Source organism: uncultured Dubosiella sp. (assembly GCF_964018005.1).
In the GTDB taxonomy this organism is placed as follows: Bacteria; Bacillota_I; Bacilli_A; order Erysipelotrichales; family Erysipelotrichaceae; genus Dubosiella; species Dubosiella muris.
In genome coordinates this window covers 153,748-175,396 of the sequence record NZ_CAXHOA010000002.1, presented here as the reverse complement: position 1 = coordinate 175,396, position 21,649 = coordinate 153,748, and the positions used below count along the sequence as shown (strand labels likewise).

Below are 21,649 nucleotides of genomic sequence, written 5' to 3'. Positions count from 1 at the left end.
CTATTTTTCCCACACCAGACGATCCAGCCACGTCTGGCATCCTTTCAAAATATCCTGGTACGCCGTTTCGAAATCGTCTGTGTACCATGGGTCGGCGATATTCTTTCCGTCCAGCAGCAAGTGGATCTTGTGGTCCGGGTTGTTGGGGATAATGTGTTTGATGTTGCGCTGGTTGTTGGCGTCCATAAGTAAAATGACATCAAACAGTTTATAATCTTTTTTCGTGACCTGACGAGCGTAATGTCGCGTGAATGGCACGCCTTTTTCACGCAGCTTCTGTTTGGCGGGCGGGTATATGTCGTTGCCAATTTCCTCGGTGCTCGTGGCGGCGGACTCGATGTAAAACTGGTCTTCCATCCCTTCCTTTTTCACGAGATCTTTCATAATAAACTCGGCCATGGCGGAACGGCAGATGTTGCCATGGCAGACGAATAGGATTTTTTTCATATGTACGTTCTCCTTTGAAATCCAGCTTAACATGGAACGGGGATTTTTTCGATTCCGACTCATAGATATAAATCTCTAATTTGAATAGAGTCAATCCTGACCCATCAATTATCCCCGCTTTCGCGGGGAATACCCATCCCGCACCCGGAGAAGGCAAACCTTTTTGGGATCATCCCCGCTTCCGCTGGGAATACACTATTTTGATCTCATATTTAAAGTACTTGATTCAATTTTACATCTTTTTTTCTTCAAATGTACATAGACTTCAAATGTTATTTTACAATTCTGTCCGATAACGAAAACCATAAGACAATCACGCCATTTTTAATAAAAACGTCATTTTTATCACGAAATTATGCATATTTTCGTGATTATCTTTATTTACCATAAATATCCCACTCTTTATGGCCGACCAGACAGACCGGCTCCTCGGGCTGCCTTTAAAAGAAAAAGAAAAAAAGAATAGAAAACAAAAAGGCTTGATGAATAGAGGGGATATCATCAAGCCTTTTCCCTATTTCTGGAACAGCTTTTGACTGGTCGAAGGCAGTTTGACACCTAGCAACACAAGCAAAGCCACCCCAAGAACGCATCCGCAAATGAGATAAACCTGCGCGAACGGCACAACATTCAACAGATTTCCTGCTACGTTTTGAAATCCAATCGAAAACAGCGACTTCACGGTTTGCACAAGCGCCAGCGCGCTGATTTGCCGATTGGCATCCACAAGCGAAGCGACCGCCTTCAAATTGATCATAATAAACAACATCCCGGCTGGATGCTTTGCCATCAGCGTGATTGCCACCATCGCTCCAACCTTCAGATCAAGCGCGTACACGCCTAGCTGCACCAGCACCAAACCAAACGCGATCAGCATAAGCGTTTTTGTTTCCAGACGATCCATAAACTTTCCCGACCACAACACAATGGGCGCCTCACAAAGGACAGCGGCCGAAAGAATCGCGGACGTCACGCTCATATCCAGCCCTTTGGCCTGGAACATGGCCGGCGCGTACGTATTCACCACGTTCGTGATTCCAAAAAACACGCCCGCAAGCCCAAGATAGATAAAAAATTTTTTATTGCCGCTCTTCAAAGAATTCTTTTCCTTTTCCGGTTTCTTTTCCATAGCCAGCGAATCGGTTCCGGCCAATCCAATCACGCACAAAGCCATCGTCCCCAAAAACGCGATAAAGATCGCTTGCGGCGAAACAAAGTCGTAAATCAAGCCGGCAAGCTGACTGCCAAGCGCGTATCCAATCGTCCCCCAAATCCGAATCCGTCCATACGCGTACGGCGAGGCCGTCGCCACCTTTTCCATCACCGGATTCGTCCCGTTCAAAATCAGCATCACAAGCGCGTACGAGCCGGCAATCATCCACAAGGTATCGGCCATCAAAAACAAGACCGCCCCAATCATCGCGATACCAAACAAAGCGAGATTCAGCTTTTTCGCGTCATACCGGTCCGTCAAGGAACCAATGAGCGGCTGCGTAAGCAGCGAGGCAAGAAACGATCCCGACACGACGAGCGAAACATCGCTGGCGCGATATCCCCGATCCAGCAAATACACGGAAATCAGAACGGAAAATAAAGCCCATGACAAATAGTAAAAATTATACATGAGAAAGTAGCTGAAATACGAATTTTTATACCCGGCAAGCAAACTGTGTTTCTTTTGTTTGAGAATTTGAAATTCCATGTTTTTCCCTCTTTTCTTGATAGCTTTATCGTAAAAGTCGTTTAGAAAAAAGAAAATGGCTTTTCCTGTTTCTCAAACTTCGTTTTCATCTTTCCAATCCCGTTTTCATTCAATCTGTAAACAACATTCCAAAAGCATCTCCACGAATCGCGCCGCTTCTTCCTTTTCTCTAGAATGAAGCTATAGAAAGCGAGGAATCCTCATGCTCAGCCATTCCAAACTCGGATTCGGGCTCATGCGCCTGCCCAAAGACGAAAACGGCGTCATCGACCAGACGCAAGTCCAGACGATGGTCGATTTATTCATGCACAACGGTTTTACCTATTTTGATACCGCCTACGCGTACGCGGGCAGTGAAAACGCGATACGTGAAGCGCTCGTCAAACGTTACCCGCGCGATACGTTTACTTTAGCCGACAAGCTGCCGGCATGGAAATTAAAAGGACCCGAAGATGTGGAACGCGTCTTCCAGGAATCCATGGAAGCCGCAGGAGTCGACTATTTCGACTTTTATTTGCTTCACAGTGTCGAGGAAAAACACTTGCCAACGTATGAAAAATACAACACGTTCGACTTTTTAAAAGAAATGAAAGCCAAAGGAAAGATTCGGCACATCGGCTTCTCCTATCATGACGGGCCAGAACTGCTCGAACAAATCCTCACCAGACACCCGGAATTGGAATTTGTCCAGCTTCAACTCAATTATCTCGACTGGGAAAACGAAGTGATCCAGGCAAAGCGCAACTATGAAGCAGCCCGACGGTTTGGCAAACCCGTCGTCGTCATGGAACCCATCAAAGGCGGTACGCTGGCGGTTTTGCCTCCCGAAGCCGAAGCCATTCGAAAACAGACCATTCCCCACACGACACCGTCCTCTCTCGCGCTGCGCTTTCTTGCCGAAAAAGAAGGCGTCATGACGATTTTATCCGGCATGTCCAATGGGGAACAAATGAAAGAAAACACAGCGACGATGCGAAACGCCAGCCCGTTAACCGAAACCGAGTCAAAAGCCGTCGCCGCCATCACCCGTTCAATTTTGTCGGCGGACACGATTCCGTGCACCAAATGCCGCTATTGCGTAGCCGGCTGCCCGATGCATATCGCGATTCCCGACTTGTTTACGGCATACAACAGCCAGCGTCTTTATGGCGAACACGCCCGCTATCAAACCTACTACAATAAATTTTCCAGCTTGGGCAATCCGGCCAGCGCCTGCGTCGCATGCGGTCAATGCGAAGGCGTCTGTCCACAGCATCTGTCCATCGTTTCTCTTCTTAAAACCGTTTCCGAAGCGTTCGATCATTAAGTGCCAGCCGGCGCTTTTTGCGTTATAATGAAAAAAAGAAAGAGGAATCCTCATGAAACTTCACTATAAAGGAACTTATGATCTCAATCCCGACTCGCTGCCTGCCGCGCCCGCAAAAAAAGACGCCGTCCCATTCAAAGAACCCGATTCCATCGAAAAAATAGCCTGGATCGCCAACGGGATCGCGCTCGTCCTTTTGGTCGTTCTCGCCATCCCAATCGTAGCCCTGTACAAAACCAGGCTGATTTTCTCCATCGGCTTCTGGATTGGCGGGGGCCTCTCTCTCCTCACGTGTTTTCCCCACGAGATCCTTCACGCGCTTTGTTTCAAAGACGATGTCTATTTATACACCAACTTGCGCCAAGGCATGCTTTTCGTGATCGGCACCGAAACGATGAGCAAGAGACGATTCATTTTTATGTCCATGCTTCCTAACCGCGTCTTCGGTGTGCTCCCTTACGGGCTCGGCCTTCTTTTCCCGTCATGCAGCGTCCTGCTTGGCTTAGGATGGTGCGCGATCACCATGGGCGCCGGAGACTACCTCAACGTGTTCCACGCGCTAACGCAAATGCCCAAAGGCGCGAAAACGTACATGTCGGGTATTCACAGCTGGTGGTTCATACCAGAAGAAAACGAGGACCGCTAAAAATCCCCGTTCCATCTTTATTTTAATAGAAATCCGTAAACATCCGCCTCTTTGCCCTCAAAGGAAAAGCTTCGCTCATACACGCCACCATTGTTTTGAATGACACGTACCGATGCCGTGTTGTCCCGCTCCACAGAAAGCTGAAGCTTTTGAAGACCCGCCTCTTTCGCCACATCCAGCAGCTGGCGCAGCATTTGCGTTCCATATCCTTTTCTGCGTTCCGACGGACGCACGCTGTAGCCGCAATGGCCCAAATCTTTCAAAAAGCCGTTCAACGAATGGCGCAAGTCGATGATTCCAACGATTTCCTGATCGCCGGGACGGACCGCGAAAAACGTGTCCGTCACCACCCAGTTTGGATCGACGGTTTCCGGCTTCGTGTTGCGCGTCACCGCCTTCAGCCACTCGTCGTAACTCTCGATTTGATCGAACAGCTCACTTCCATAAATTGTCTTTTCCCCACTTTCAAAATGCGCTTTCCGGTACGCGAGCGCGCTCTCTTTCATCGCCGATACCGGCCGTTTTAAAACAATCTCATCTTTTTTCATTCCGTTCCTCCTGCGGCAGCAAAAGCCGCTTGACTTCCTTTACGATTTGCGACGATACATCGTCCTCAATATCCATCAGCCGGCTATACAACCGCACGCCCTGATACGCGAACACGATTACATGGAACACCGCCTCGGCATCCACCGGCATAAATTCCTTTGTCGCGACGCCATAGGCAATAAGTTCGATCCACGTCGCTTTGGAGCGCTCGTAGCTTTGTTTTACAAAACCGTCTTCCTTCGTATGACTGGAATCGCCGTAAAACTCCACGATTGCCAAACTCAAAGAATTTTTATCGTCCCGCATTTCCATTTCATAACGGGAAAGCAGGCTTTCCAAAATGACTTTAGCCGGCACTTTTTTCGCGATTTGCTCTCGCACTTCGTCTTGCTGGCGGGCTGCCATCTTTCGAAGGATTTCCAAAAAGATTTGCGCCGTGCTTTCATAATGGCGATACAACCCGCCCCGGCTCAAACCGGTTCGCTCGCAAAGCATTTTCATATTCACACGGGTAAATCCATATTCGGCAAATAACCGGTACGCCGTATCCAAAATGAGCTGTTTCGTTTTTTCTCCCTTTGTTTCCATTGTCCGTCTCCTTTGCGACATATATGTCGCTTTTATGATACGACACGCGTGTCGCTTTTTCAAGAAGAAAAAAAAACGGATTTGACGTCGCTCAATTCACCTCTTACCGGTAATATTTGACCACTGACCAAAAAAATCCCCTCTTCGTATCCATTCTTCGTATAATCAAAACCAAGGAGGGATGACATGAAAGTACAGATCCAACTCGACCCGGAAATCACCGCCCCATATATCACGATCCACGCCAGCGCCTTGACACCCGATATTGAACAGCTCATCGACGCCTTGTCCACAAGCGAGGCGCCCATCGCTGCCATGAAGGAAGACCGGATCGTCCTTTTACGCCCCGAAGATTTGTACATGGCGCGGGTGGAAAACGGAACCGTGTTTTTCTACACCGCCACCGAAAAATACGTGTCCAAAAAACGGCTGTACGAACTCGAACAGCAACTCGGCTACGCGATGATCCGCATCTCGAAAACGACCCTCGTCAACATCCGGTTTATCGACTACGTCGAACTATCGTTTGGCGGCGCGCTGCTGCTCAAGCTCAAAAACAAGGAGCAGGACTACGTTTCGCGCAAATACTTGCCCGCCTTCAAAAAGGCCATCGGCATCTAGGAGGAACTTATGAAAAACAACATCAAACAAATCATCATCGACTCGCTCATCAGCATCGGCATCGCCTGCACGCTTTTTTGTCTGATTGGTATGGTATTCGACCAAATTGGTCACGGCATGTTCTCTCTGGACGGGTACCGCTTCACGAAAATGGTGCTGGGCTGTATCGGCATCGGCCTGGGATTTGGCGTGCCAACGATCGTGTACCAGGACCAGCGCCTGTCCCGCGCCACGCAAATGACCATTCACCTTGGTATCGGCCTTGTCGTGTATACAGCGATCGCGATGTCGCTTGGCTGGATGGGCGACCCGAGCCATCCGCTGTCTTTTTTCGCTATCTTTGCCGGACAAATCGCTCTCGCCCTGGGCATTTTCCTGATTTTTCGCCACTACAACTTGAAAGAAGCGAAAAAAATCAATGAGCAACTCCAGAAGCGCGATTCCCGCTAAGGCGTCTTTTCAAGAACAAAAAAGACCCTTTCGGGTCTTTCACGCCTTATCGCAATACGAGAATGTTTTCCGCCTGCTGGCCGCGCTTTCCTTCGCCGATTTCAAATTCGACTTTTTGTCCTTCTTCCAAAGAACGGAATCCGTGGCCCGCGATGTTCGTGTAATGCGCGAAAATGTCGCGATCCGAACCATCAATCTGGATAAATCCATATCCTTTCTCGTTGTTAAACCATTTTACTTTGCCTGTACTCATGTTCAGTACCTCCTTCATTTCGTAGAAGAAATCGTTTCTTTTACAAAAAATGATCGCCATGACCGGTCCTTGTATTGAGAAACACATACACACTAGAACCAATAATAACGATCAGTTGAAGTCCTGAAATTTCTTTTACTAGAGTAAGTATACCATATTTATTCAAAGAAACAAGCGATTTACCCCTCTTTTTGCGTTTTTACAGCGAAACCGCCATCTCGGTTTGTCCGGTTTCCTCCAGCCGCGCCTCCTGCTCCCGCTGTTTTCTCAAAATGGTCGTCGCCGGTTTTTTAATCCACAGCGCGATGCCCAGAAACAACGCGGCCAAACCAAGCGAAATCGGATAAATCGCCATGATGGTCGCGAACGTCGGCGCGAGCGGGAACACGAAATACACCCACGTGATCCGCGAGCCGCAAATCGCCACCGTCGTCAAAACGGCCGGCATGAGCGAAATGCCAAAGCCGCGCAAATATCCCGAAATCGTGTCGTACGTCAGTGAGAAGATATACGCCGGAAAAATAATCATCATGCGCAGAAAACCGGTTTCGATGACTTCCGGATCCCCGTTGAAGATGCCTAGCAGCCCCCGGCCCATGCTGATAATCAGCAAAATCGCGACGATCGTCAGCGTCGCGCTTTCCACCAGACACACTTTCAAAATCTGCTTGCAGCGCGCCACCTGGTTGGCGCCATAGTTTTGGCCGACAAACGTCGTGCACGCCTGGCCAAACGAAGCGAGCACGTTGAACGCGAAAATCTCGATGTTCGTCGACGCGCTGCTGGCCGCCATCACGATTGTGCCCAGCGAGTTGGTCGCTCCCTGCACGATCACGTTGGCCAGCGAAAACACCGAACTCTGGATGCCGGCCGGCACGCCGATTCGCAAAATACGTACGAGCACGCCCCGGTTCATAGATAAATTTTTTACATCCAGACAAATTTCTGTTTTCGAACGCAGAAGCTTGATCAAAAGAAGGATCGAACTGATCAAATTGGAAACGACCGTCGCGATGGCCACACCCTCGACCGCCATGCCCATCCCGATCACAAACACCAGATTGAGCACGACGTTGACGATACCCGACATCGTCAGCACCATCAGCGGCGTTTTCGTGTCGCCCGCGCCTCGCAAAATCGCGGCCTCGAAATTATAAAGCAGGATTACCGGCATGCCGAGCATGTAAATGCGAAAATACAAAACCGCCATTTCCATGACTTCCTCGGGTACGTTGAGCGACGCGAACAACGGCGCGGCGATTATCTCGCCCACGACGCCCATGAGCACACCGCCAAGCAGCGCGAGAAGGACGGAAGTGCCAATCGCCGAACGCACGATCGTATGATTGCCCGATCCCAGCGCGTTGGCGATGACCACGTTGCTGCCAAGTGAGATCCCCACAAAAAAATTGAGCAGCAGCGCCACGACCGGCGCGTTGGCTCCGACCGCCGCCATGGCGATGGCGCCCCGCTCTTGCGTAAACTGGCCGACGACCGCGATATCAGCGGCGTTGAACAGCTGCTGTAAGATCCCGGTCGCGGCCAGCGGCAGCGCGAACAGTAAAACCGGTTTCCATAAAGAACCGGTCAGCATGCTGGATTCCAGCTTAAAAGACTTTTCCATACGACTTCCCCTTCCTTTTCTCTATGCATCTTCATTATAGACTCGATTGGAAAAAAAATCTTTGTTCCTCGAAAAGATGAAACAGCGTTTCGCAAAAAAGGCAAAGCCCGCGCTTTGCCTTCCCTCTTTATTTTTGATTCAAATGTTCAATGATCGCGCCGACCGGCTCCTCGATCAGACGCCACTCCTCTTCGGTTTCGATCGGGCCTACCTTGCTTGGCACGCCGTTCTCGTCTTTTTCCAGCAGCCTGCCCACAAGCACTTCCACTTTTTCCGCTTCGGTTTGCGCGGGCACGTACAACACGTACTCGTTGTTGTTTTCCTCGTCGACAAGACTGGCGAGCACCTGATACGTAAGACCGTTCATTTCAAAACGGGCCGGTGCGCTCTTCTCCTCGATTTCAACCGTTTCCGCCGCTTGCGACCGGTCGATCGCCGCCATCAGCTCGGCCTGATGCACATCCAGCGCGTCCGAAACGATTTTCCACTCTTCCGGCGACTCGATGGAACAAAGCGGCGACTTTTCAACATCGGGATCGTAGCTGGACACAAGCACCTTGACGTTTCCCTTTTCGTCTTTCGAATCGTCGGTATAGACGACAAAATGCTTGCCGGCCTCTTTATTATAAAACGTCAGCAACGTGCGGTACGTGATTTCCTTTCCGTCTTTTTCGACTGTGAATGTTTCTACCATATTCATTCCTCCTATCTTTTTTTATTATTGGTGTTTCTTGATCGTTTTCCCATTCGAATGACCCAAAAAGCAGAAAAAAAGAGAAAGCGTCTTGATTCGACGTCTTCCTCCCGTTTGCCTATTTCGCTTTCTTTTTATAATAGCGCGTCATGAACGCGTCGCGGTACTCCTCGAACCGGTCCTCCAAAATGGCTTGGCGAATCTCCTCCGTCAACCGGATGATGAATCGCAAATTGTGCTGCGTCGCCAGGCGGAAATACTCGTAGCGCGTCGGCTTGTCTTCCGACTTGAGCATCGTGTAAAGCTGCTTGCGCGTATATCCTTTTCGACAGGCCGGGCAGTCGCAGCCCGGTTCAAGCACCTCGTCGCTTTCCTTGAACTTGTTCAAGGCGTAGTAGCCGTCATGCGTGTAAATACGGCCATGACGGGCTTCCCGGCTTGGCGCCACGCAGTCGAACGTGTCCGCCCCCATCAGGGAGCCAATCAAAATATCGTCCGGGTGCGACAGGCCAAGCAAGTGGCGCGGCTTGCCTTCCGGCAGCTCCTCGTTGCACCAGCGCAAGATATCGCCCAGGTTGTTTTTCAAAAACGCGCCGCCAAGGCCATAGCCGTCAAAGTCCATTTGTCCCATCTTTTTGGCGGTCGAGCGGCGCAAGTCCTCCCAGCGTCCGCCCTGGAGCACGCCGTACAACGACTGCTTGTAGCCCAAGTCGTACTCGTGTTTGCGATGCTCGTCGAGCGAGATTTGCGCCCAGCGTTCCGTCCGTTCCAGCGCCTCCACGTTGTATTCGTACGAATCCGCCAGCGACGTGAGCTCGTCGAACGCCATGTGGATGTCCGCGCCGATCCGGCACTGGATCTCCATCGACTCCTTCGGTCCAATAAAGTCAAGCTCCTTCGTAACCGGATCGGTAAACTCGATGCCCGTTTCCGTCACGAGCGCGAGCCGCTCCTCCTTTTTGCGGTTCGTCACTTCCTTTTCCCGTTCCATGCTGACGACTTTGCCAAGTCCCGAGCCAAGCGACATGACTTGAAAGCCGCCCGAGTCCGTCAATGTCGGTCCGTTCCATTTCGACCACGCGGCCAGCCCGCCTTCTCTGGCGATGTCGGGCGAGGCGTTACGCAAATGGTATCCGTTGGAAAGCATGGCCTGGGCACCGATTTCCCGCAAGTCCTCGGGCGATAAAAACGGCACCTGTCCTCTTGTGCCGACACACATGAAGGCCGGAGTCATGATGTCGCCGTGCGGCGTGTGGATGATACCGGCCCGGCCGAGCTGTCCCGGGATTTGTTTTACGATCTCAAACCAAAAGGTGTTGTTGTTGTGATATGCACTCATAAATTCCTCAACTTCTTCTCAATACCGATCTCGACGGGCGAAAGCACGACTTCCAGTGCCAGACCGAGCACGTACGCGAACACCGCCTGCGCCAGAAACTCGTTGAACGGCAGCACCCCGATAAACGCGATCGTTTCAAATACCGCGGAGTCGATGATGTGCGCGAACACCGAGGAGCCAAGGGCCCGGGCGATAAAGCTACGCGCGAACACGCCGTTTCCGTTTTTCATCTTCGTGAACAAATGCGTGTTCAGCAAGTTCGAACCCAAATAGCCGCAAAGCGAGCCCGCGATGATGCGTGGCGAGAACCCGAGTACCGAAGCGAACGCGTCCTGCATTTCCCATCCCGGATACGGCGGCAGGGCGATGACGATATAAAACACGAGCACCGCGATCACGTTGACGAGAAATCCCGCGTAGATGATCGAGCGCGCCGTCTTTTGTCCAAACAGCTCCACGATCAAGTCCCCTATAATATATGTAACGGGAAACAGCACGACGCCGCCGTCCACGGCGATGCCGCCCAGATTCCACAACTTGATCGCGCAAAGATTGGATATCAGCAAGGATCCGGCCGATATCGCGATAAAGTAAATCAACAATTTCAATTTCTTCTCTGACATACCTATGAATTATAGTCTTGGATGCCGGAAAAATAAAGCCCTGCGAACGAGCAAAACGACGATCCTCCCTTGTTTTTATCCCATGCAGAGAAGACCCCCACTGAACGCCAGGCTCAATGACGGGATGAATCTTCATGGGCGTTCGATATTGTTTTGGCGGTTTTGACATAAAATTTCTTTTCTAAATGCATATTATGTTACAATAGAACTGGATAAAAGAGGTGTCAACCCATGGCCTATGCTGTCGATCGAATCGTCATCAAACGAAACCATACCCTCTATCCATATTGTATGGACGTATGCCAAAAAAGCAAGAACATCTACAATGCCGCTCTTTTTCAGCTTCGCCAGGTCTTCGCCTCGAAAGGCAAGACAAACCTCCATCCGCTTCAATTGGAAGCCAAACGCCAATGAGACGCGTATCTTCCCGAGATCCAAAAGAAACAGCCTTCGTTTGACAACCCGTTCGATACCGGGAAACTTCCATCCTATTTGACTTTGTTCCGTCTGTTTACCGTATCCAACCATCCGGACTATTTCGCCAAGGGACTTCCTCGTCATACGGCGCAGCACATGATGAAACAGGCGTGCCGGGATTTCGACACGTATTTCAAATCGTTGAAGGCGTGGAAAAACAATCCATATGGATAAAGACCGAATCCTCCTCGATACGTCAAAGCGCAATACAAGACAGCCATCCTATCCAATCAGGAGTGCAGGAACTACGACGGGATGCTCAAACTTCCCCATGTCAAAGAGCGCATCCCATGCCGTCGTATGGAAGAAGGGCGCTTGAAAGAAGCGAAGATTGTGCCCTATCATGACGTGTTTTTGATCATGCTGACTTATGAGACGAAATCAGTCAAAGCGTGCAGACAACCCAAACAAGTCGCCTCGATCGACCTCGGTGTGAACAATCTCGCAGCCATCGCGAACAACATAGGGAAACGTTCCCTCTTGTTTTCGGGGCGGGTATTGAAAAGCATCAAGGAAGAGGAATCACGCACGTTGTCACGATTGGCGTCCAGACAAACGATCGGGACGGAAATCAAATTGAAAAGCTCGAAAAGAGCGAAAGCGATCTACCGCAAGAATGGACTGAGGACTACGGATTTCCTGCACAAGACAGCCAATGCCATCATCCAGTGGTATGTCGAAAACGACATCGACACATTGGTCGTCGGATGCAACAAGGAATGGAAGCAAAACGCCGAACTTGGCTCGAAAAACAACCGCATCTTCTGCCGTATCCCGTTCTATGCCTTACGACAGAAGCTGAAATACCGTTGCGAGCGGGAAGGCATCCGATATATCGAGACGGAAGAAGCGTACACCTCGAAAGCGTCGTTCTATGACGAGGATGGTTTTCATGCGGACGGTTTGAGTGGAACGAGAACGACGAGAGGAAATTACCGGCGCGCGAATGGAGAGATATTGAACGCGGATCTGAACGCGGCCGCCAACATTGGAAGGAAGGTTTTTCCTGAATTGTTCAAAACGGACAAGGTGGACCTGCGCCACATCAAAAGGATCGTGCATCCGGAGCTGGCTTAAAACAAAACCATAGCTGGGCAAAGTCGAAAAGGACCGAACCAGTAAGGGCATCTCATGGATATGCCCGGATAGTTTCTGAAAGAAAAGGGTGCGGAAATCGTCCGATTCCACTTCTCTCTGTCAGGTGTTATCTGAAACCTTACCAGAACGTAAGTTCAGGCGAGGTAATTCATTCGAGCGCGACCATTTCCGGATTGGTGCGAAAGTATTTGGCCCGGCCCAGTTTGCTGCCAATCAAATAGTTTTGCCTCTCCAAATTTCCAATGACATTTTTGCGAAAATAAGTGGAATCGCTAATGCCGAGGAATTTCGCGATTTCCGATATTTTGTGCGTCCGGTAAAAACAAAACTCCAATACTTTTTGATCATACCGGGTCCCGTTTTCCACGGGAACGAAAGAGAGTCTTGGCGTCGCGTCGTCCACGATTCCTTCCGAATACGTAAGGTCCGGCAAAACGATCGTAAAGTCATCCGAAGAGGAAAAGATGTAGGGCCGATGCTTTCGATTGGCATCCCGATACTCCAACATGATTTTATCGAATCCCGTTCCTGCCGCTTCCATCGCGTTGCACAACACCAAAACCGAAGCAATCAATTCGTTTCTCCTCTTCGAAATAATGGACGAAAGATCGTATGTTTTCGCAAGCTGCTCTCCTTGATAGAAACTGCCAGGCGATGAAATTTCAAGACGATCCCGAAACAAATCGACCTGGATCTGCGTTCCATCCAAATAGTAGTTGCGGTGGGCGATGGCGTTGATCACCGCTTCAAATAAAGCGCGCGAAGGGAAAGCGTCGATATTTTTCCGATGATTTTCCTCCTTGATCATCGTATGATTCATCCTCTGCTCTACAAATTCCAGCATGTAGTGAACCGAATCCATGAGATTTCCTTCAAACCGATTGACGGTGACGATCCGGTTGCTTCCTTTGCTGAATCCTGAAAACACAGAACATTGCACACTCGTTTTCTTTCCGTCATACGTATCGGAAAACAACAAGGCGCCATTGGCTAAATATCCTTCTTCGTTGAAAAATCCCATCGAACGAAGCGCTTTTTCAGGCAGTTCTTTTCCCTGATTATTTTGCGCGTAAAACGCCTGGAGCGTCGTGAAGTTGGCCGGATCATACAGCTGATCCGAAAATTGAATGTCATATTGTGTGTTTTTGCTTTTTACACTCATATCAATGATTTCCTCATACGACGCTCCATTGGTAAACCCGTCCCGACGTATAAAGATCGACGGGACGCCTTTATATTTGCAGAGAACCGGCTTGATCCTTGATTCTTTTACATGGATTTGAATGATAAACCGTTCCTTTTCCCGCACTTTGTACGGAAGAAAAGAAATAGATAGATTCGGTCTTGGAACAATATGCTCATTGATTATATTATTGAAATAATTCCGTTCGTTATCCGCTTCGATTCGGTCAAACCCGATGAGTTTATTCGTCTTGTCTTCCACCCCGATATACAAGCAACCGCCTTGCGCATTGGAAAAGCCCGCGATGGTTTTTAACCATCCAAGCGTATCCTCCCGATTCAGTCGGGACTTGCATTCCACTTCCATATCTTCCAGCAAAATCACGTTGACTAATTCCTCCAAACACATAGACTCCCCCCCTTTTTTGCATTTTCGCTCCATCTACTTCAAACTTACTTCAACGTTACTTCAAAGTCACTTCAACATCAACTTCACTCCACTTCACGCTCAACTATGCTAAGATAAACCTATGGTAAACACGACTTTAGGATACATCGAACACGATGGAAAATACTTGATGATCCATCGAATCAAAAAGAAAAACGACATCAACAAAGACAAATGGATCGGGATCGGCGGCAAAATGGAGCCGGGCGAAACGGTGCTTGACTGCATGAAGCGCGAATGCAAGGAGGAAACCGGCCTCGATTGGCATGATCCGACGCTTCGGGCCATTATCACCTTCAACTTCCAAAAGGACGAAACCGATAGCCTCTTTTCCGAATTGATGTTTTTGTATACCGGAAAAGATTTTTCCGGAGAACTCATCGAATGCGACGAAGGCGAGCTCGTATGGATCGAGAAAGACAAAATCAAAAACCTCCCCTTGTGGACGGGGGACTTGATTTTCCTCGATCTCATGCAGCAGGATATTCCGCTTTTTTACCTTCGCCTAGACTATGTCGGCGACCGGCTCGTGCTTGCCGAACTCGATGGAAAAAAACTGGAAATTTAAAGAGCGTTCCAATTGGCACGACCATCCGGATATGGTTTAATACAGGTGAGCTAAAACAAAGCTCACTTCATAATCAAATTCCCTTTCTTAAAACTTTCTTGGAAAAAGGCCTCGTCGGAGGCCTTTTTTCTTTGTGTGACGCAAAAAAAATAGACAAGAGTCATAAACGATTTTATAATAAAAAGCCGAAAAGAGGGAATTTGTATGGGAACGATCGTGAATGTGGGCGCCATTGTCGCTGGTGGTCTGGGCGGCATGCTCTTAGGAAAATATTTAAAACAATCGACGCAGGAACTGCTGATGAAAATCAACGGCGTGTGCGTGCTGTTTCTCGCCATCTCGGGCGCGATGGAATCCATGCTCCACGGCTCGTTTTCCATGATGCTCATCGTCTCGCTTGCCATCGGGGCGATCGTTGGCGACTGGATCGACATCGAAGGCTGGCTTGAACGCTTTGGCGCGTGGCTCAAGCAAAAAAGCGGCAACGCCAAAAACAAGCTGTTCATGGAAGGGTTCGTCACGACCACGCTGACCGTGTGCATCGGCGCGATGGCCATTGTCGGCGCTATCCAGGACGGTGTGTTCCACGATCCATCCACGCTGTACGCCAAGTCACTGCTCGACTTCATCATCGTGTTCGTCTTAAGCGCCTCTCTGGGCGTCGGGTGCGTGTTTTCCGCCATCCCCGTCGGCCTGCTTCAAGGAACGATTACCGTCTTGTCGTCGTTTCTCGTGTTTTTGCTCGCGGACGGGGCACTGGACAACTTGTCCGTCGTCGGCAACGTCCTCATCTTTTGCGTGGGCGTCAATTTGATTTGGCCAAAAACGATCAAAGTCGCCAATTTGCTGCCCGCCTTGCTCATCGCCCTTTTCTTATAAAAAAGTGAGCGTTTCCATTGGCACGACCATCCGGATATGGTTTAATACAGGTGAGCTAAAACAAAGCTCACTTCATAATCAAATTCCCTTTCTTAAAACTTTCTTGGAAAAAGGCCTCGTCGGAGGCCTTTTTTCTGTTATGATAAACCAAAAAGGAGGAACTTATGGATTTTCTTACCCGCCTCGAGCTGGATTCCCCATGGACACAAAGCGAGCAAGTCGTCGTGAACCACATTCTCGCCAACCCCGAGTCCGTTCTGGCCACCACCCCAAAACAACTTGCCCAAACGTGCTACGTTTCCACCTCCTCCTTGTATCGGCTGCTTTCCAAACTCGGCCTCGACGGGTTTTCCACGCTGCAAGCCGAGATTTCCAAATCGCTGCTGCACCGGGAAAAAGAAAAGGCGGATGTCGACAAAAATTTTCCGTTTTCCCATATGCAGACGCACTACGAAATCATCGAACAGCTCAAGGCCGATTACGACAGCACTCTGGCCAGCCAGAAAAACTTGTTCGACCTGTACAGCTTGTATGAAGCGTGCAAAGCGATGCGCAACGCGAAAGCGATCGACTTGTACACGTCGGCCGGCAATCTGGGCTTCTTTAAAAACTTCCAGTTCCAGCTGCGCGAAATCGGCGTAAACGTCCACATGGCCGAAAACGACTACGAGCAAACGCTCATGGCCGCCAGCGCCGGTCCCGACCATCTCGCGATCGTGCTCACGATGGAAGGACGCTCTTCAACGATTCCCGCCATCGCCTACGCGCTCGAACAATCGCGCACCCCCGTCATCCTGTTGAGCGCGCCCGGATACGAAAGCGTCTTTCAAAATGTGAAAGCGCATTTATGGATCGACCACAACGAGCACCATTACCGCAAGATTTCCTCGTTCGCGACAAGAATGAGCCTGTTGTACACGCTCGACGTCTTGTACGCCATTTACTTTCAAACAAGCTACGAGGAAAACCTTGACAAAAAGTTTTTGTATTACCACCGGCTCAACCCGACAATCGACGACTGACACGAAAATCCCATCGTTCGCTTTCAAAACGAAATTTCGATGGGACTTTTTTTTCGTATTCCCTCCGTTTCCGGCATTTCCGCTTTCGTTTTCCTATACTAAACATGCAAGGAGGCATTGAATATGAACCAACCAAAAATCTTGTTTTTCGATCTGGATGGCACGCTGCTTAACAGTGAAGGCATCGTGACCGAAAAAACATTGTCCGCTTTGAAAAAGGCGCGCGAGGCTGGCGTGCTGTTGGGACTAAGTACCGGCCGGGATGTCAACAGCGTCGAAACGCTGCTGCCAAAATGGAAGCTCGATTCGATTATCGACATCCTCGTCGGAACGGGTGGCGCGGAAGTGGCGGACCGCAACTGGAACCGGATCCAGTCCGCGTTTCCACTGGATGGAGCGCTCATTCACGAAATCATGGACCACTATGACGATATGGACGTCAACTTCGCGATTCCATACGATGGCATCCTGTACGCCCCGAAAGACGACCGCCACATTCAAAGTTTGTCGAAAGCCGACCATGTTCCATACAAAGTCGTCGACTTTGACGCGTTTCTCACCGAGCCCAAGCCAAAAGTGATGATTGTCTGCGATCCGGAAACCATGGATCAAGTTGTGGAAAGAGCAAGCACGTTTGCCAATGAGCGATACAAGTCGGCCGCCCTGAAAACCGCCAGCATCTTGTATGAATACATGGATCCGCGCATCAGCAAGCCGCTCGGCATCCAGATGGCCATTGAACCATTTGGCATGACGCTTGAGGATGTGTGCGCGTTTGGTGACGCCGACAACGACCACGACATGGTGCTGCAAGCCGGGATTGGCGTGGCGATGGCCAACGGCTCCGACGCCACGAAGCGCGTGGCCGACTTCATCATTGGCGACAACGACCATGACGGCATCGCCGATTTTATCGACACATTTCTTTTACAGGAGGGAAATTCATGAAAATTCGCTTGTTTTGCAACGCGGGCATGTCCACCAGCCTGCTCGTTGAAAAAATGAAAGAGGCGACCAAAGAAGAAGGCCTTGACGCCGATATCGTCGCCTACCCGCTCAACGAGCTCGACCGCCATATCGAAGGCATCAACGTCGCTTTGCTCGGCCCGCAAGTCGGCTATCAAAAGAAATCGCCGACAAGCACAACGTCCCGCTCGATGTCATTTCAATGACCGACTACGGACGCATCAACGGCCAAGCCGTTTTGGAGCAGGCAAAAAACTGATCTCCTCAAAACGTTAAGCAAGGACAACTCCTCAATCTTTTATCCTCCGGGAAGGCCAGGCCTTCCCTTTTTCACGCAAAAAAGGGACCGAAGTCCCTCCGCATTTATTTCGCGTATTGCAGCGCTTCCTTTCCGGTTTCGCCCGAGGAGATCCGGATGACGTTTTCCACGTCGTACACGAAGATCTTGCCATCGCCAATCGACCCGGTATACAACGCTTTGCGCGCCGCGTCGACAACCTTTTGTACCGGCACTTCCGATACGACGATTTCGACTTTCATCTTCGGCAGCAGTTTCGACTCGACTTCCGCCCCGCGGTAGTACGTCGTCTGTCCTTTCTGGACGCCCATGCCCATGACATTGGCGACCGTCATGCCGCCGATTCCGATTTGATCGAGCTCTTTTTTCAACGCTTCGAACCGGTCCGGTTTCGTAATGATCGTCACTTGCGAGAAAGCGCCTGTTCCATCTTTCATCCGCACCGGCACCGCGTCCTCGACATCAACGACTACGCTGTCTTTTTTCGGCACATCGACTTGAATCGGCGCGTAAGGGCTCATTTCCGTCGCCATCGTGAATCCGGCGTACGCGCTTTCCAAGCCATGCTCCTCTTTATCAAGACCCATGATTTCCTCGTGCGGGGTCACGCGCAAACCAATCGTCTTTTTGATCAAATAGAAGGTAATGAAAATCGTCACGGCCGTCCACACGCCGATGCAAAGCAAGCCAAACAGCTGGACGAGCAGCTGATCCCATCCGCCGCCGTAAAACAGGCCGGCCGCTTCCGGCATCGTTTCGGTGCCGCACGCGAACAATCCAACCGCGATCGTCCCCCACAGCCCGTTGGCGAAATGCACCGCCACGGCGCCGACCGGATCGTCGACGTGCAGTTTATAATCGAGCAGCCATACCATGAAGCAGCAAATCAAGCCGGCCACGATGCCGATGACGCAAGCGCCAAACACGTTGACCGCGTCGCATCCGGCCGTCACGGCGACCAGTCCGGCCAGCGCGCCGTTGAGTGTCATCGACACATCCGGCTTGCCGTAACGAAGCCACGTGAACACCATGACCGCGCATGCCGCCAGCGCCGGCGCGACTGTCGTCGTGGCGAAAATCGTCGCGAGCTGCACCCCGCTTTTCGCGGCCGCCCCGTTAAATCCATACCAGCCAAACCAGAGGATGAACACGCCCAGCGCCCCGATGACAATGTTGTGTCCAGGAATGCCGTGCGGCTTGCCGTCGGCGTCAAACTTGCCAATTCTGGCGCCCAGCATCGCCGCGCCGATGAAGGCGCAAATCCCGCCCGCGAAGTGAATAACGGCCGATCCCGCGAAATCGTGGAATCCCATCGCGGTCAAAAATCCGTCCGGTCCCCATACCCAGTGGGCCTCGATTGGATAAATGAGCAAGCTGATCACAAACGAGTACACGCAATAGGAAATAAACTTCGTTCGTTCCGCCATCGCGCCGGAAACGATCGTGGCGGCCGTGGCGCAAAATACAAGGTTGAAGGTAAACGTCGACCAGTCGGTGGTCGCGAAATCCGTCAGCGGATGGGCGCCCCAGCCAATCCAGGGACTTCCGCCCGTTCCGCAAAGCAGGCTGAATCCTAAAATCAGAAACGCGACGGTTCCCAAACAAAAGTCCATCGTGTTTTTCATGATGATGTTGCCGGCGTTTTTCGCCCGCGTGAATCCCGCTTCCACCATCGCGAATCCGGCTTGCATGAAGAAAACCAAAGCGGCTCCGATCAGAAACCAAATCCCAAAGACTTGACTCAATACTTCTTCCATCATATCTACTCTCTCCTTTTCGATTGTTCCAAAAAGCGAAAAAGACGCTTATCGACCCGATCCCCGTTGATCAAGTCCATAAGCGCCTTTGCTTCGAATTGGATGTCCTAAGAATACGCCTCTTTTTTCGAATATGCAAGTCTTTTTCATACTTTTTTGAAAAAAATTAAATCTATTTCATTTTCTTTCTTTTTGTTACAGAGTGGCATTCGAGGCGAAACGACCTGTTTTTATCCGAGCGCCACATCGAGCGCGAGCATGAGCGTGAATCCGACCGCGAACCAAAGCGTTCCCACGTTGGAATGCTTGCCGGCCGACATTTCCGGGATGAGTTCCTCGACGACAACATACATCATCGCGCCGGCCGCGAAGCTGAGCAGCACCGGCAGGACGGGCACGACATAGCGCGCGGCCAAAATCGTCGCCACCGCGGCGATCGGCTCCACGACGCCCGACAAGACGCCATAGCCAAACGCTTTCGCCTTCCCCATGCCTTCCGATTTTAACGGTAGCGAAATGATCGCCCCTTCGGGAAAGTTTTGAATCGCGATGCCAAGCGAGAGCACCATCGCGGAAGCGAGGGAAATCATTCCGTTTTGCGCCGCGCCGGCCAGCACCACGCCAACCGCCATGCCTTCCGGGATGTTGTGCAGCGTGACGGCCAAAACGAGCATCGTGCTTCGATTGAGCGCCGCCTTGACCCCTTCCGGCTCGTCGCTGCCTTGATGCAAATGGGGAACGACATGATCCAGGATCCATAAAAACAAAATCCCGATCCAAAAGCCCGCCACCGCGGGCACGAACGCGAACGCTTCCAGCGATTCCGATTGTTCCATGGCGGGCACGAGCAAGCTCCAAATCGAGGCGGCGACCATGACGCCGGCCGCGAATCCGGTCAGCGCGCGCTGGGTGCCGGCATGGACGTTGTGTTTCACAAAAAACACGCAGGCGGCGCCCAATGTCGTTCCGAGAAACGGAATGAGCACCCCTTGTAATAGTTCCATTGACATTGTGTGGTTTCCTTTCTTTTGCCCCCATTATACAAAAAAAAGCCACGATCGCCTGTTTGAACGCTATTCAAAACAGCCAGAACGTTTCGCAAGGAACAAACGTCATCCCAAGCTTTCGCTGCAAAGAAAGAGAGTTTCCGTTGTCGGCGAACACATCCGCGTAAGGCGTGAATCCTTCCGAAAGCATTTGTCCAATCATGAATGTTTCCAGCTGCGCGCCAAAGCCATGCCGCCGAAACGGTTCGAACACTTCAAGCAGTCCCATGCTACCTTCCGCGTGGCGGCCGACAAACCCGATCGGCGTTTGTTCGTGTAAGGCGATCCAAAGATACCCGTTGTCAATGTAGGCGGCCAGCTCCTCCCGCTCGAGCAAATCGTAACGGGAGGTGATGAAATCCAAATCATCGGCCCGCGCCTTCCGGAAGGAAAGCGTCAAAGCTGTCGCCGGGGCTTTCGAATTTGGCCAAACGACCAGCTGGCAGGCGTGCGCCGAGGAAAACCCAAGCGTCACCATGGCAAGATCCCGCGCTTTCTTCCCTTGCACCATCATCACCTCGACCTTTTGGCGATCCAGCCCGGCCAGCCACGCCCGACACACGGACTCGTTTGGCTGGCGCAGCATCCACACGCCGGAAGGCGCTTCGACCAGCTTTCCCTCTTTGTCGTGGCGCACGACCCGTCCACCTGCCTGGATGGCGTTTTCAAAAGGAATATCCACTTTATTTCTCATTTTCAAAACCTCTTTTCCACAAAAAAAGGCAATCGCGCTGCCTGCTGTATATTTAACCGAAATACGCCGATTTTTTTTCTTCTTCCCGCCGTTTAAAATGGTCGTTCAAAACGTCACCCCACATTTTTCGGCGAACCGGAAGAATCGCCAATTTCACTTTTCCGCCTTCCATTTGCAAAGCGGTTTGTTCATTCAGCAAAATCGAACATTTGGCATATTGTCTATCATTCTTGTTCACGTCAGGCTCCTCCATTACCTTTATTCACTTTTACTATACGCTTGAAAGCTCAGAAACAAAACCTGAAAAGCGTTTACATTTTTCCGTGTTTTTTGACATGGCCGGCACCATTTTTGGGAAAATTTCCAATCCTC

Annotated in this window: 25 protein-coding genes; 11 read left to right on the top strand and 14 right to left on the bottom strand. The window is 50.7% G+C overall.

The window, feature by feature from the left end; translation table 11 throughout:
- Both ABNS49_RS02575 and ABNS49_RS02570 read right to left on the bottom strand, forming a co-directional pair.
- The gene (locus ABNS49_RS02575; RefSeq protein WP_135980820.1) at positions 1-447 is read right to left on the bottom strand and encodes a low molecular weight protein-tyrosine-phosphatase; all 447 of its coding nucleotides are present in this window, start codon (positions 445-447) and stop codon (positions 1-3) included.
- A 514-nt stretch (positions 448-961) separates the two neighbouring features.
- Positions 962-2,149, bottom strand: a complete 1,188-nt coding sequence (locus ABNS49_RS02570) for an MFS transporter (RefSeq protein WP_277820837.1) — start codon at positions 2,147-2,149, stop codon at positions 962-964.
- A gap of 202 nt (positions 2,150-2,351) precedes the next feature.
- Here ABNS49_RS02570 and ABNS49_RS02565 point away from each other — a divergent pair, with 202 nt between their 5' ends.
- Together ABNS49_RS02565 and ABNS49_RS02560 are read left to right on the top strand one after the other, a co-directional pair.
- Positions 2,352-3,455 (top strand): aldo/keto reductase, encoded by a 1,104-nt coding sequence (locus tag ABNS49_RS02565; protein WP_135980821.1) that lies wholly within the window; start codon positions 2,352-2,354, stop codon positions 3,453-3,455.
- A 52-nt stretch (positions 3,456-3,507) separates the two neighbouring features.
- Positions 3,508-4,101 carry a DUF3267 domain-containing protein gene (locus ABNS49_RS02560; RefSeq protein ID WP_135980822.1) on the top strand — a complete coding sequence of 198 codons (594 nt, stop codon included), beginning with the start codon at positions 3,508-3,510 and terminating at the stop codon, positions 4,099-4,101.
- A gap of 17 nt (positions 4,102-4,118) precedes the next feature.
- On the opposite strand, the gene ABNS49_RS02555 is transcribed toward ABNS49_RS02560, so the two are convergent.
- Both ABNS49_RS02555 and ABNS49_RS02550 read right to left on the bottom strand, forming a co-directional pair.
- Positions 4,119-4,649, bottom strand: coding sequence for a GNAT family N-acetyltransferase (locus ABNS49_RS02555; protein WP_135980823.1), 531 nt, complete (start codon positions 4,647-4,649; stop codon positions 4,119-4,121).
- Complete coding sequence (locus ABNS49_RS02550; RefSeq protein WP_135980824.1) at positions 4,636-5,238, bottom strand: TetR/AcrR family transcriptional regulator; 603 nt, start codon at positions 5,236-5,238, stop codon at positions 4,636-4,638. Before ABNS49_RS02550 ends, ABNS49_RS02555 begins: the two co-directional genes overlap by 14 nt.
- Before the next feature lie 186 nt (positions 5,239-5,424).
- Here ABNS49_RS02550 and ABNS49_RS02545 point away from each other — a divergent pair, with 186 nt between their 5' ends.
- Positions 5,425-5,859: a LytTR family DNA-binding domain-containing protein gene (locus ABNS49_RS02545; protein ID WP_135980825.1), complete on the top strand. Its 435-nt coding sequence runs from the start codon at positions 5,425-5,427 to the stop codon at positions 5,857-5,859.
- A gap of 9 nt (positions 5,860-5,868) precedes the next feature.
- Positions 5,869-6,309 (top strand): DUF3021 domain-containing protein, encoded by a 441-nt coding sequence (locus tag ABNS49_RS02540; RefSeq protein WP_135980826.1) that lies wholly within the window; start codon positions 5,869-5,871, stop codon positions 6,307-6,309.
- Between the two features lie 46 nt (positions 6,310-6,355).
- Here the strand turns inward: ABNS49_RS02540 and ABNS49_RS02535 are convergent, their stop codons facing one another.
- The 5 genes from ABNS49_RS02535 to ABNS49_RS02515 form a co-directional block, all read right to left on the bottom strand.
- Positions 6,356-6,562, bottom strand: a complete 207-nt coding sequence (locus ABNS49_RS02535) for a cold-shock protein (protein ID WP_135980827.1) — start codon at positions 6,560-6,562, stop codon at positions 6,356-6,358.
- A 199-nt stretch (positions 6,563-6,761) separates the two neighbouring features.
- Positions 6,762-8,186 (bottom strand): MATE family efflux transporter, encoded by a 1,425-nt coding sequence (locus ABNS49_RS02530; RefSeq protein ID WP_135980828.1) that lies wholly within the window; start codon positions 8,184-8,186, stop codon positions 6,762-6,764.
- Positions 8,187-8,313: 127 nt separating this feature from the next.
- On the bottom strand, positions 8,314-8,880 hold the full coding sequence (locus tag ABNS49_RS02525; RefSeq protein WP_168353628.1) for a DUF1292 domain-containing protein: 567 nt from the start codon (positions 8,878-8,880) through the stop codon (positions 8,314-8,316).
- Positions 8,881-8,998: 118 nt separating this feature from the next.
- Positions 8,999-10,219: a tRNA guanosine(34) transglycosylase Tgt gene (tgt, locus tag ABNS49_RS02520; protein ID WP_135980830.1), complete on the bottom strand. Its 1,221-nt coding sequence runs from the start codon at positions 10,217-10,219 to the stop codon at positions 8,999-9,001.
- Positions 10,216-10,842, bottom strand: coding sequence for a queuosine precursor transporter (locus ABNS49_RS02515; protein WP_135980831.1), 627 nt, complete (start codon positions 10,840-10,842; stop codon positions 10,216-10,218). Before ABNS49_RS02515 ends, tgt begins: the two co-directional genes overlap by 4 nt.
- A 498-nt stretch (positions 10,843-11,340) precedes the next feature.
- Between ABNS49_RS02515 and ABNS49_RS02510 the strand changes: the two genes are divergently transcribed.
- Entirely contained in the window at positions 11,341-11,493 is a 153-nt protein-coding gene (locus ABNS49_RS02510) for a hypothetical protein (RefSeq protein WP_168353629.1), read from the top strand.
- Between the two features lie 81 nt (positions 11,494-11,574).
- Positions 11,575-12,396: an RNA-guided endonuclease TnpB family protein gene (locus ABNS49_RS02505; protein WP_135980832.1), complete on the top strand. Its 822-nt coding sequence runs from the start codon at positions 11,575-11,577 to the stop codon at positions 12,394-12,396.
- Positions 12,397-12,565: 169 nt separating this feature from the next.
- Here the strand turns inward: ABNS49_RS02505 and ABNS49_RS02500 are convergent, their stop codons facing one another.
- Entirely contained in the window at positions 12,566-14,008 is a 1,443-nt protein-coding gene (locus ABNS49_RS02500) for an ATP-binding protein (protein WP_135980833.1), read from the bottom strand.
- Between the two features lie 121 nt (positions 14,009-14,129).
- Between ABNS49_RS02500 and ABNS49_RS02495 the strand changes: the two genes are divergently transcribed.
- The 5 genes from ABNS49_RS02495 (at position 14,130) to ABNS49_RS02475 (ending at position 17,688) form a co-directional block, all read left to right on the top strand.
- The gene (locus ABNS49_RS02495) at positions 14,130-14,615 is read left to right on the top strand and encodes an 8-oxo-dGTP diphosphatase (RefSeq protein ID WP_135980834.1); all 486 of its coding nucleotides are present in this window, start codon (positions 14,130-14,132) and stop codon (positions 14,613-14,615) included.
- Between the two features lie 204 nt (positions 14,616-14,819).
- Positions 14,820-15,494, top strand: coding sequence for a DUF554 domain-containing protein (locus tag ABNS49_RS02490; RefSeq protein WP_135980835.1), 675 nt, complete (start codon positions 14,820-14,822; stop codon positions 15,492-15,494).
- 164 nt (positions 15,495-15,658) lie between these two features.
- Complete coding sequence (locus ABNS49_RS02485; protein ID WP_135980836.1) at positions 15,659-16,516, top strand: MurR/RpiR family transcriptional regulator; 858 nt, start codon at positions 15,659-15,661, stop codon at positions 16,514-16,516.
- A gap of 123 nt (positions 16,517-16,639) precedes the next feature.
- Positions 16,640-17,464: an HAD family hydrolase gene (locus ABNS49_RS02480; RefSeq protein WP_135980837.1), complete on the top strand. Its 825-nt coding sequence runs from the start codon at positions 16,640-16,642 to the stop codon at positions 17,462-17,464.
- Positions 17,461-17,688 carry a hypothetical protein gene (locus ABNS49_RS02475; protein WP_277820838.1) on the top strand — a complete coding sequence of 76 codons (228 nt, stop codon included), beginning with the start codon at positions 17,461-17,463 and terminating at the stop codon, positions 17,686-17,688. The genes ABNS49_RS02480 and ABNS49_RS02475 overlap by 4 nt, the downstream gene beginning before the upstream one ends.
- Positions 17,689-17,845: 157 nt before the next feature.
- On the opposite strand, the gene ABNS49_RS02470 is transcribed toward ABNS49_RS02475, so the two are convergent.
- The 4 genes from ABNS49_RS02470 to ABNS49_RS02455 form a co-directional block, all read right to left on the bottom strand.
- Positions 17,846-19,537 carry an ammonium transporter gene (locus tag ABNS49_RS02470; protein ID WP_338400922.1) on the bottom strand — a complete coding sequence of 564 codons (1,692 nt, stop codon included), beginning with the start codon at positions 19,535-19,537 and terminating at the stop codon, positions 17,846-17,848.
- Positions 19,538-19,767: 230 nt separating this feature from the next.
- Positions 19,768-20,541 carry a ZIP family metal transporter gene (locus tag ABNS49_RS02465; RefSeq protein ID WP_277820839.1) on the bottom strand — a complete coding sequence of 258 codons (774 nt, stop codon included), beginning with the start codon at positions 20,539-20,541 and terminating at the stop codon, positions 19,768-19,770.
- A 73-nt stretch (positions 20,542-20,614) separates the two neighbouring features.
- Complete coding sequence (locus ABNS49_RS02460) at positions 20,615-21,277, bottom strand: GNAT family N-acetyltransferase (RefSeq protein WP_135980840.1); 663 nt, start codon at positions 21,275-21,277, stop codon at positions 20,615-20,617.
- A 52-nt stretch (positions 21,278-21,329) separates the two neighbouring features.
- Positions 21,330-21,515: a hypothetical protein gene (locus tag ABNS49_RS02455; protein ID WP_135980841.1), complete on the bottom strand. Its 186-nt coding sequence runs from the start codon at positions 21,513-21,515 to the stop codon at positions 21,330-21,332.
- Positions 21,516-21,649 lie beyond the last annotated feature (134 nt).

Bases quoted from the DNA above. Each gene is read 5' to 3' on its own strand.
- ABNS49_RS02575 (WP_135980820.1), bottom strand. From the start codon at position 447: ATGAAAAAAATCCTATTCGTCTGCCATGGCAACATCTGCCGTTCCGCC.
- ABNS49_RS02570 (WP_277820837.1), bottom strand. From the start codon at position 2,149: ATGGAATTTCAAATTCTCAAACAAAAGAAACACAGTTTGCTTGCCGGG.
- ABNS49_RS02565 (WP_135980821.1), top strand. From the start codon at position 2,352: ATGCTCAGCCATTCCAAACTCGGATTCGGGCTCATGCGCCTGCCCAAA.
- ABNS49_RS02560 (WP_135980822.1), top strand. From the start codon at position 3,508: ATGAAACTTCACTATAAAGGAACTTATGATCTCAATCCCGACTCGCTG.
- ABNS49_RS02555 (WP_135980823.1), bottom strand. From the start codon at position 4,649: ATGAAAAAAGATGAGATTGTTTTAAAACGGCCGGTATCGGCGATGAAA.
- ABNS49_RS02550 (WP_135980824.1), bottom strand. From the start codon at position 5,238: ATGGAAACAAAGGGAGAAAAAACGAAACAGCTCATTTTGGATACGGCG.
- ABNS49_RS02545 (WP_135980825.1), top strand. From the start codon at position 5,425: ATGAAAGTACAGATCCAACTCGACCCGGAAATCACCGCCCCATATATC.
- ABNS49_RS02540 (WP_135980826.1), top strand. From the start codon at position 5,869: ATGAAAAACAACATCAAACAAATCATCATCGACTCGCTCATCAGCATC.
- ABNS49_RS02535 (WP_135980827.1), bottom strand. From the start codon at position 6,562: ATGAGTACAGGCAAAGTAAAATGGTTTAACAACGAGAAAGGATATGGA.
- ABNS49_RS02530 (WP_135980828.1), bottom strand. From the start codon at position 8,186: ATGGAAAAGTCTTTTAAGCTGGAATCCAGCATGCTGACCGGTTCTTTA.
- ABNS49_RS02525 (WP_168353628.1), bottom strand. From the start codon at position 8,880: ATGGTAGAAACATTCACAGTCGAAAAAGACGGAAAGGAAATCACGTAC.
- tgt (WP_135980830.1), bottom strand. From the start codon at position 10,219: ATGAGTGCATATCACAACAACAACACCTTTTGGTTTGAGATCGTAAAA.
- ABNS49_RS02515 (WP_135980831.1), bottom strand. From the start codon at position 10,842: ATGTCAGAGAAGAAATTGAAATTGTTGATTTACTTTATCGCGATATCG.
- ABNS49_RS02505 (WP_135980832.1), top strand. From the start codon at position 11,575: ATGCTCAAACTTCCCCATGTCAAAGAGCGCATCCCATGCCGTCGTATG.
- ABNS49_RS02500 (WP_135980833.1), bottom strand. From the start codon at position 14,008: ATGTGTTTGGAGGAATTAGTCAACGTGATTTTGCTGGAAGATATGGAA.
- ABNS49_RS02495 (WP_135980834.1), top strand. From the start codon at position 14,130: ATGGTAAACACGACTTTAGGATACATCGAACACGATGGAAAATACTTG.
- ABNS49_RS02490 (WP_135980835.1), top strand. From the start codon at position 14,820: ATGGGAACGATCGTGAATGTGGGCGCCATTGTCGCTGGTGGTCTGGGC.
- ABNS49_RS02485 (WP_135980836.1), top strand. From the start codon at position 15,659: ATGGATTTTCTTACCCGCCTCGAGCTGGATTCCCCATGGACACAAAGC.
- ABNS49_RS02480 (WP_135980837.1), top strand. From the start codon at position 16,640: ATGAACCAACCAAAAATCTTGTTTTTCGATCTGGATGGCACGCTGCTT.
- ABNS49_RS02475 (WP_277820838.1), top strand. From the start codon at position 17,461: ATGAAAATTCGCTTGTTTTGCAACGCGGGCATGTCCACCAGCCTGCTC.
- ABNS49_RS02470 (WP_338400922.1), bottom strand. From the start codon at position 19,537: ATGGAAGAAGTATTGAGTCAAGTCTTTGGGATTTGGTTTCTGATCGGA.
- ABNS49_RS02465 (WP_277820839.1), bottom strand. From the start codon at position 20,541: ATGGAACTATTACAAGGGGTGCTCATTCCGTTTCTCGGAACGACATTG.
- ABNS49_RS02460 (WP_135980840.1), bottom strand. From the start codon at position 21,277: ATGAGAAATAAAGTGGATATTCCTTTTGAAAACGCCATCCAGGCAGGT.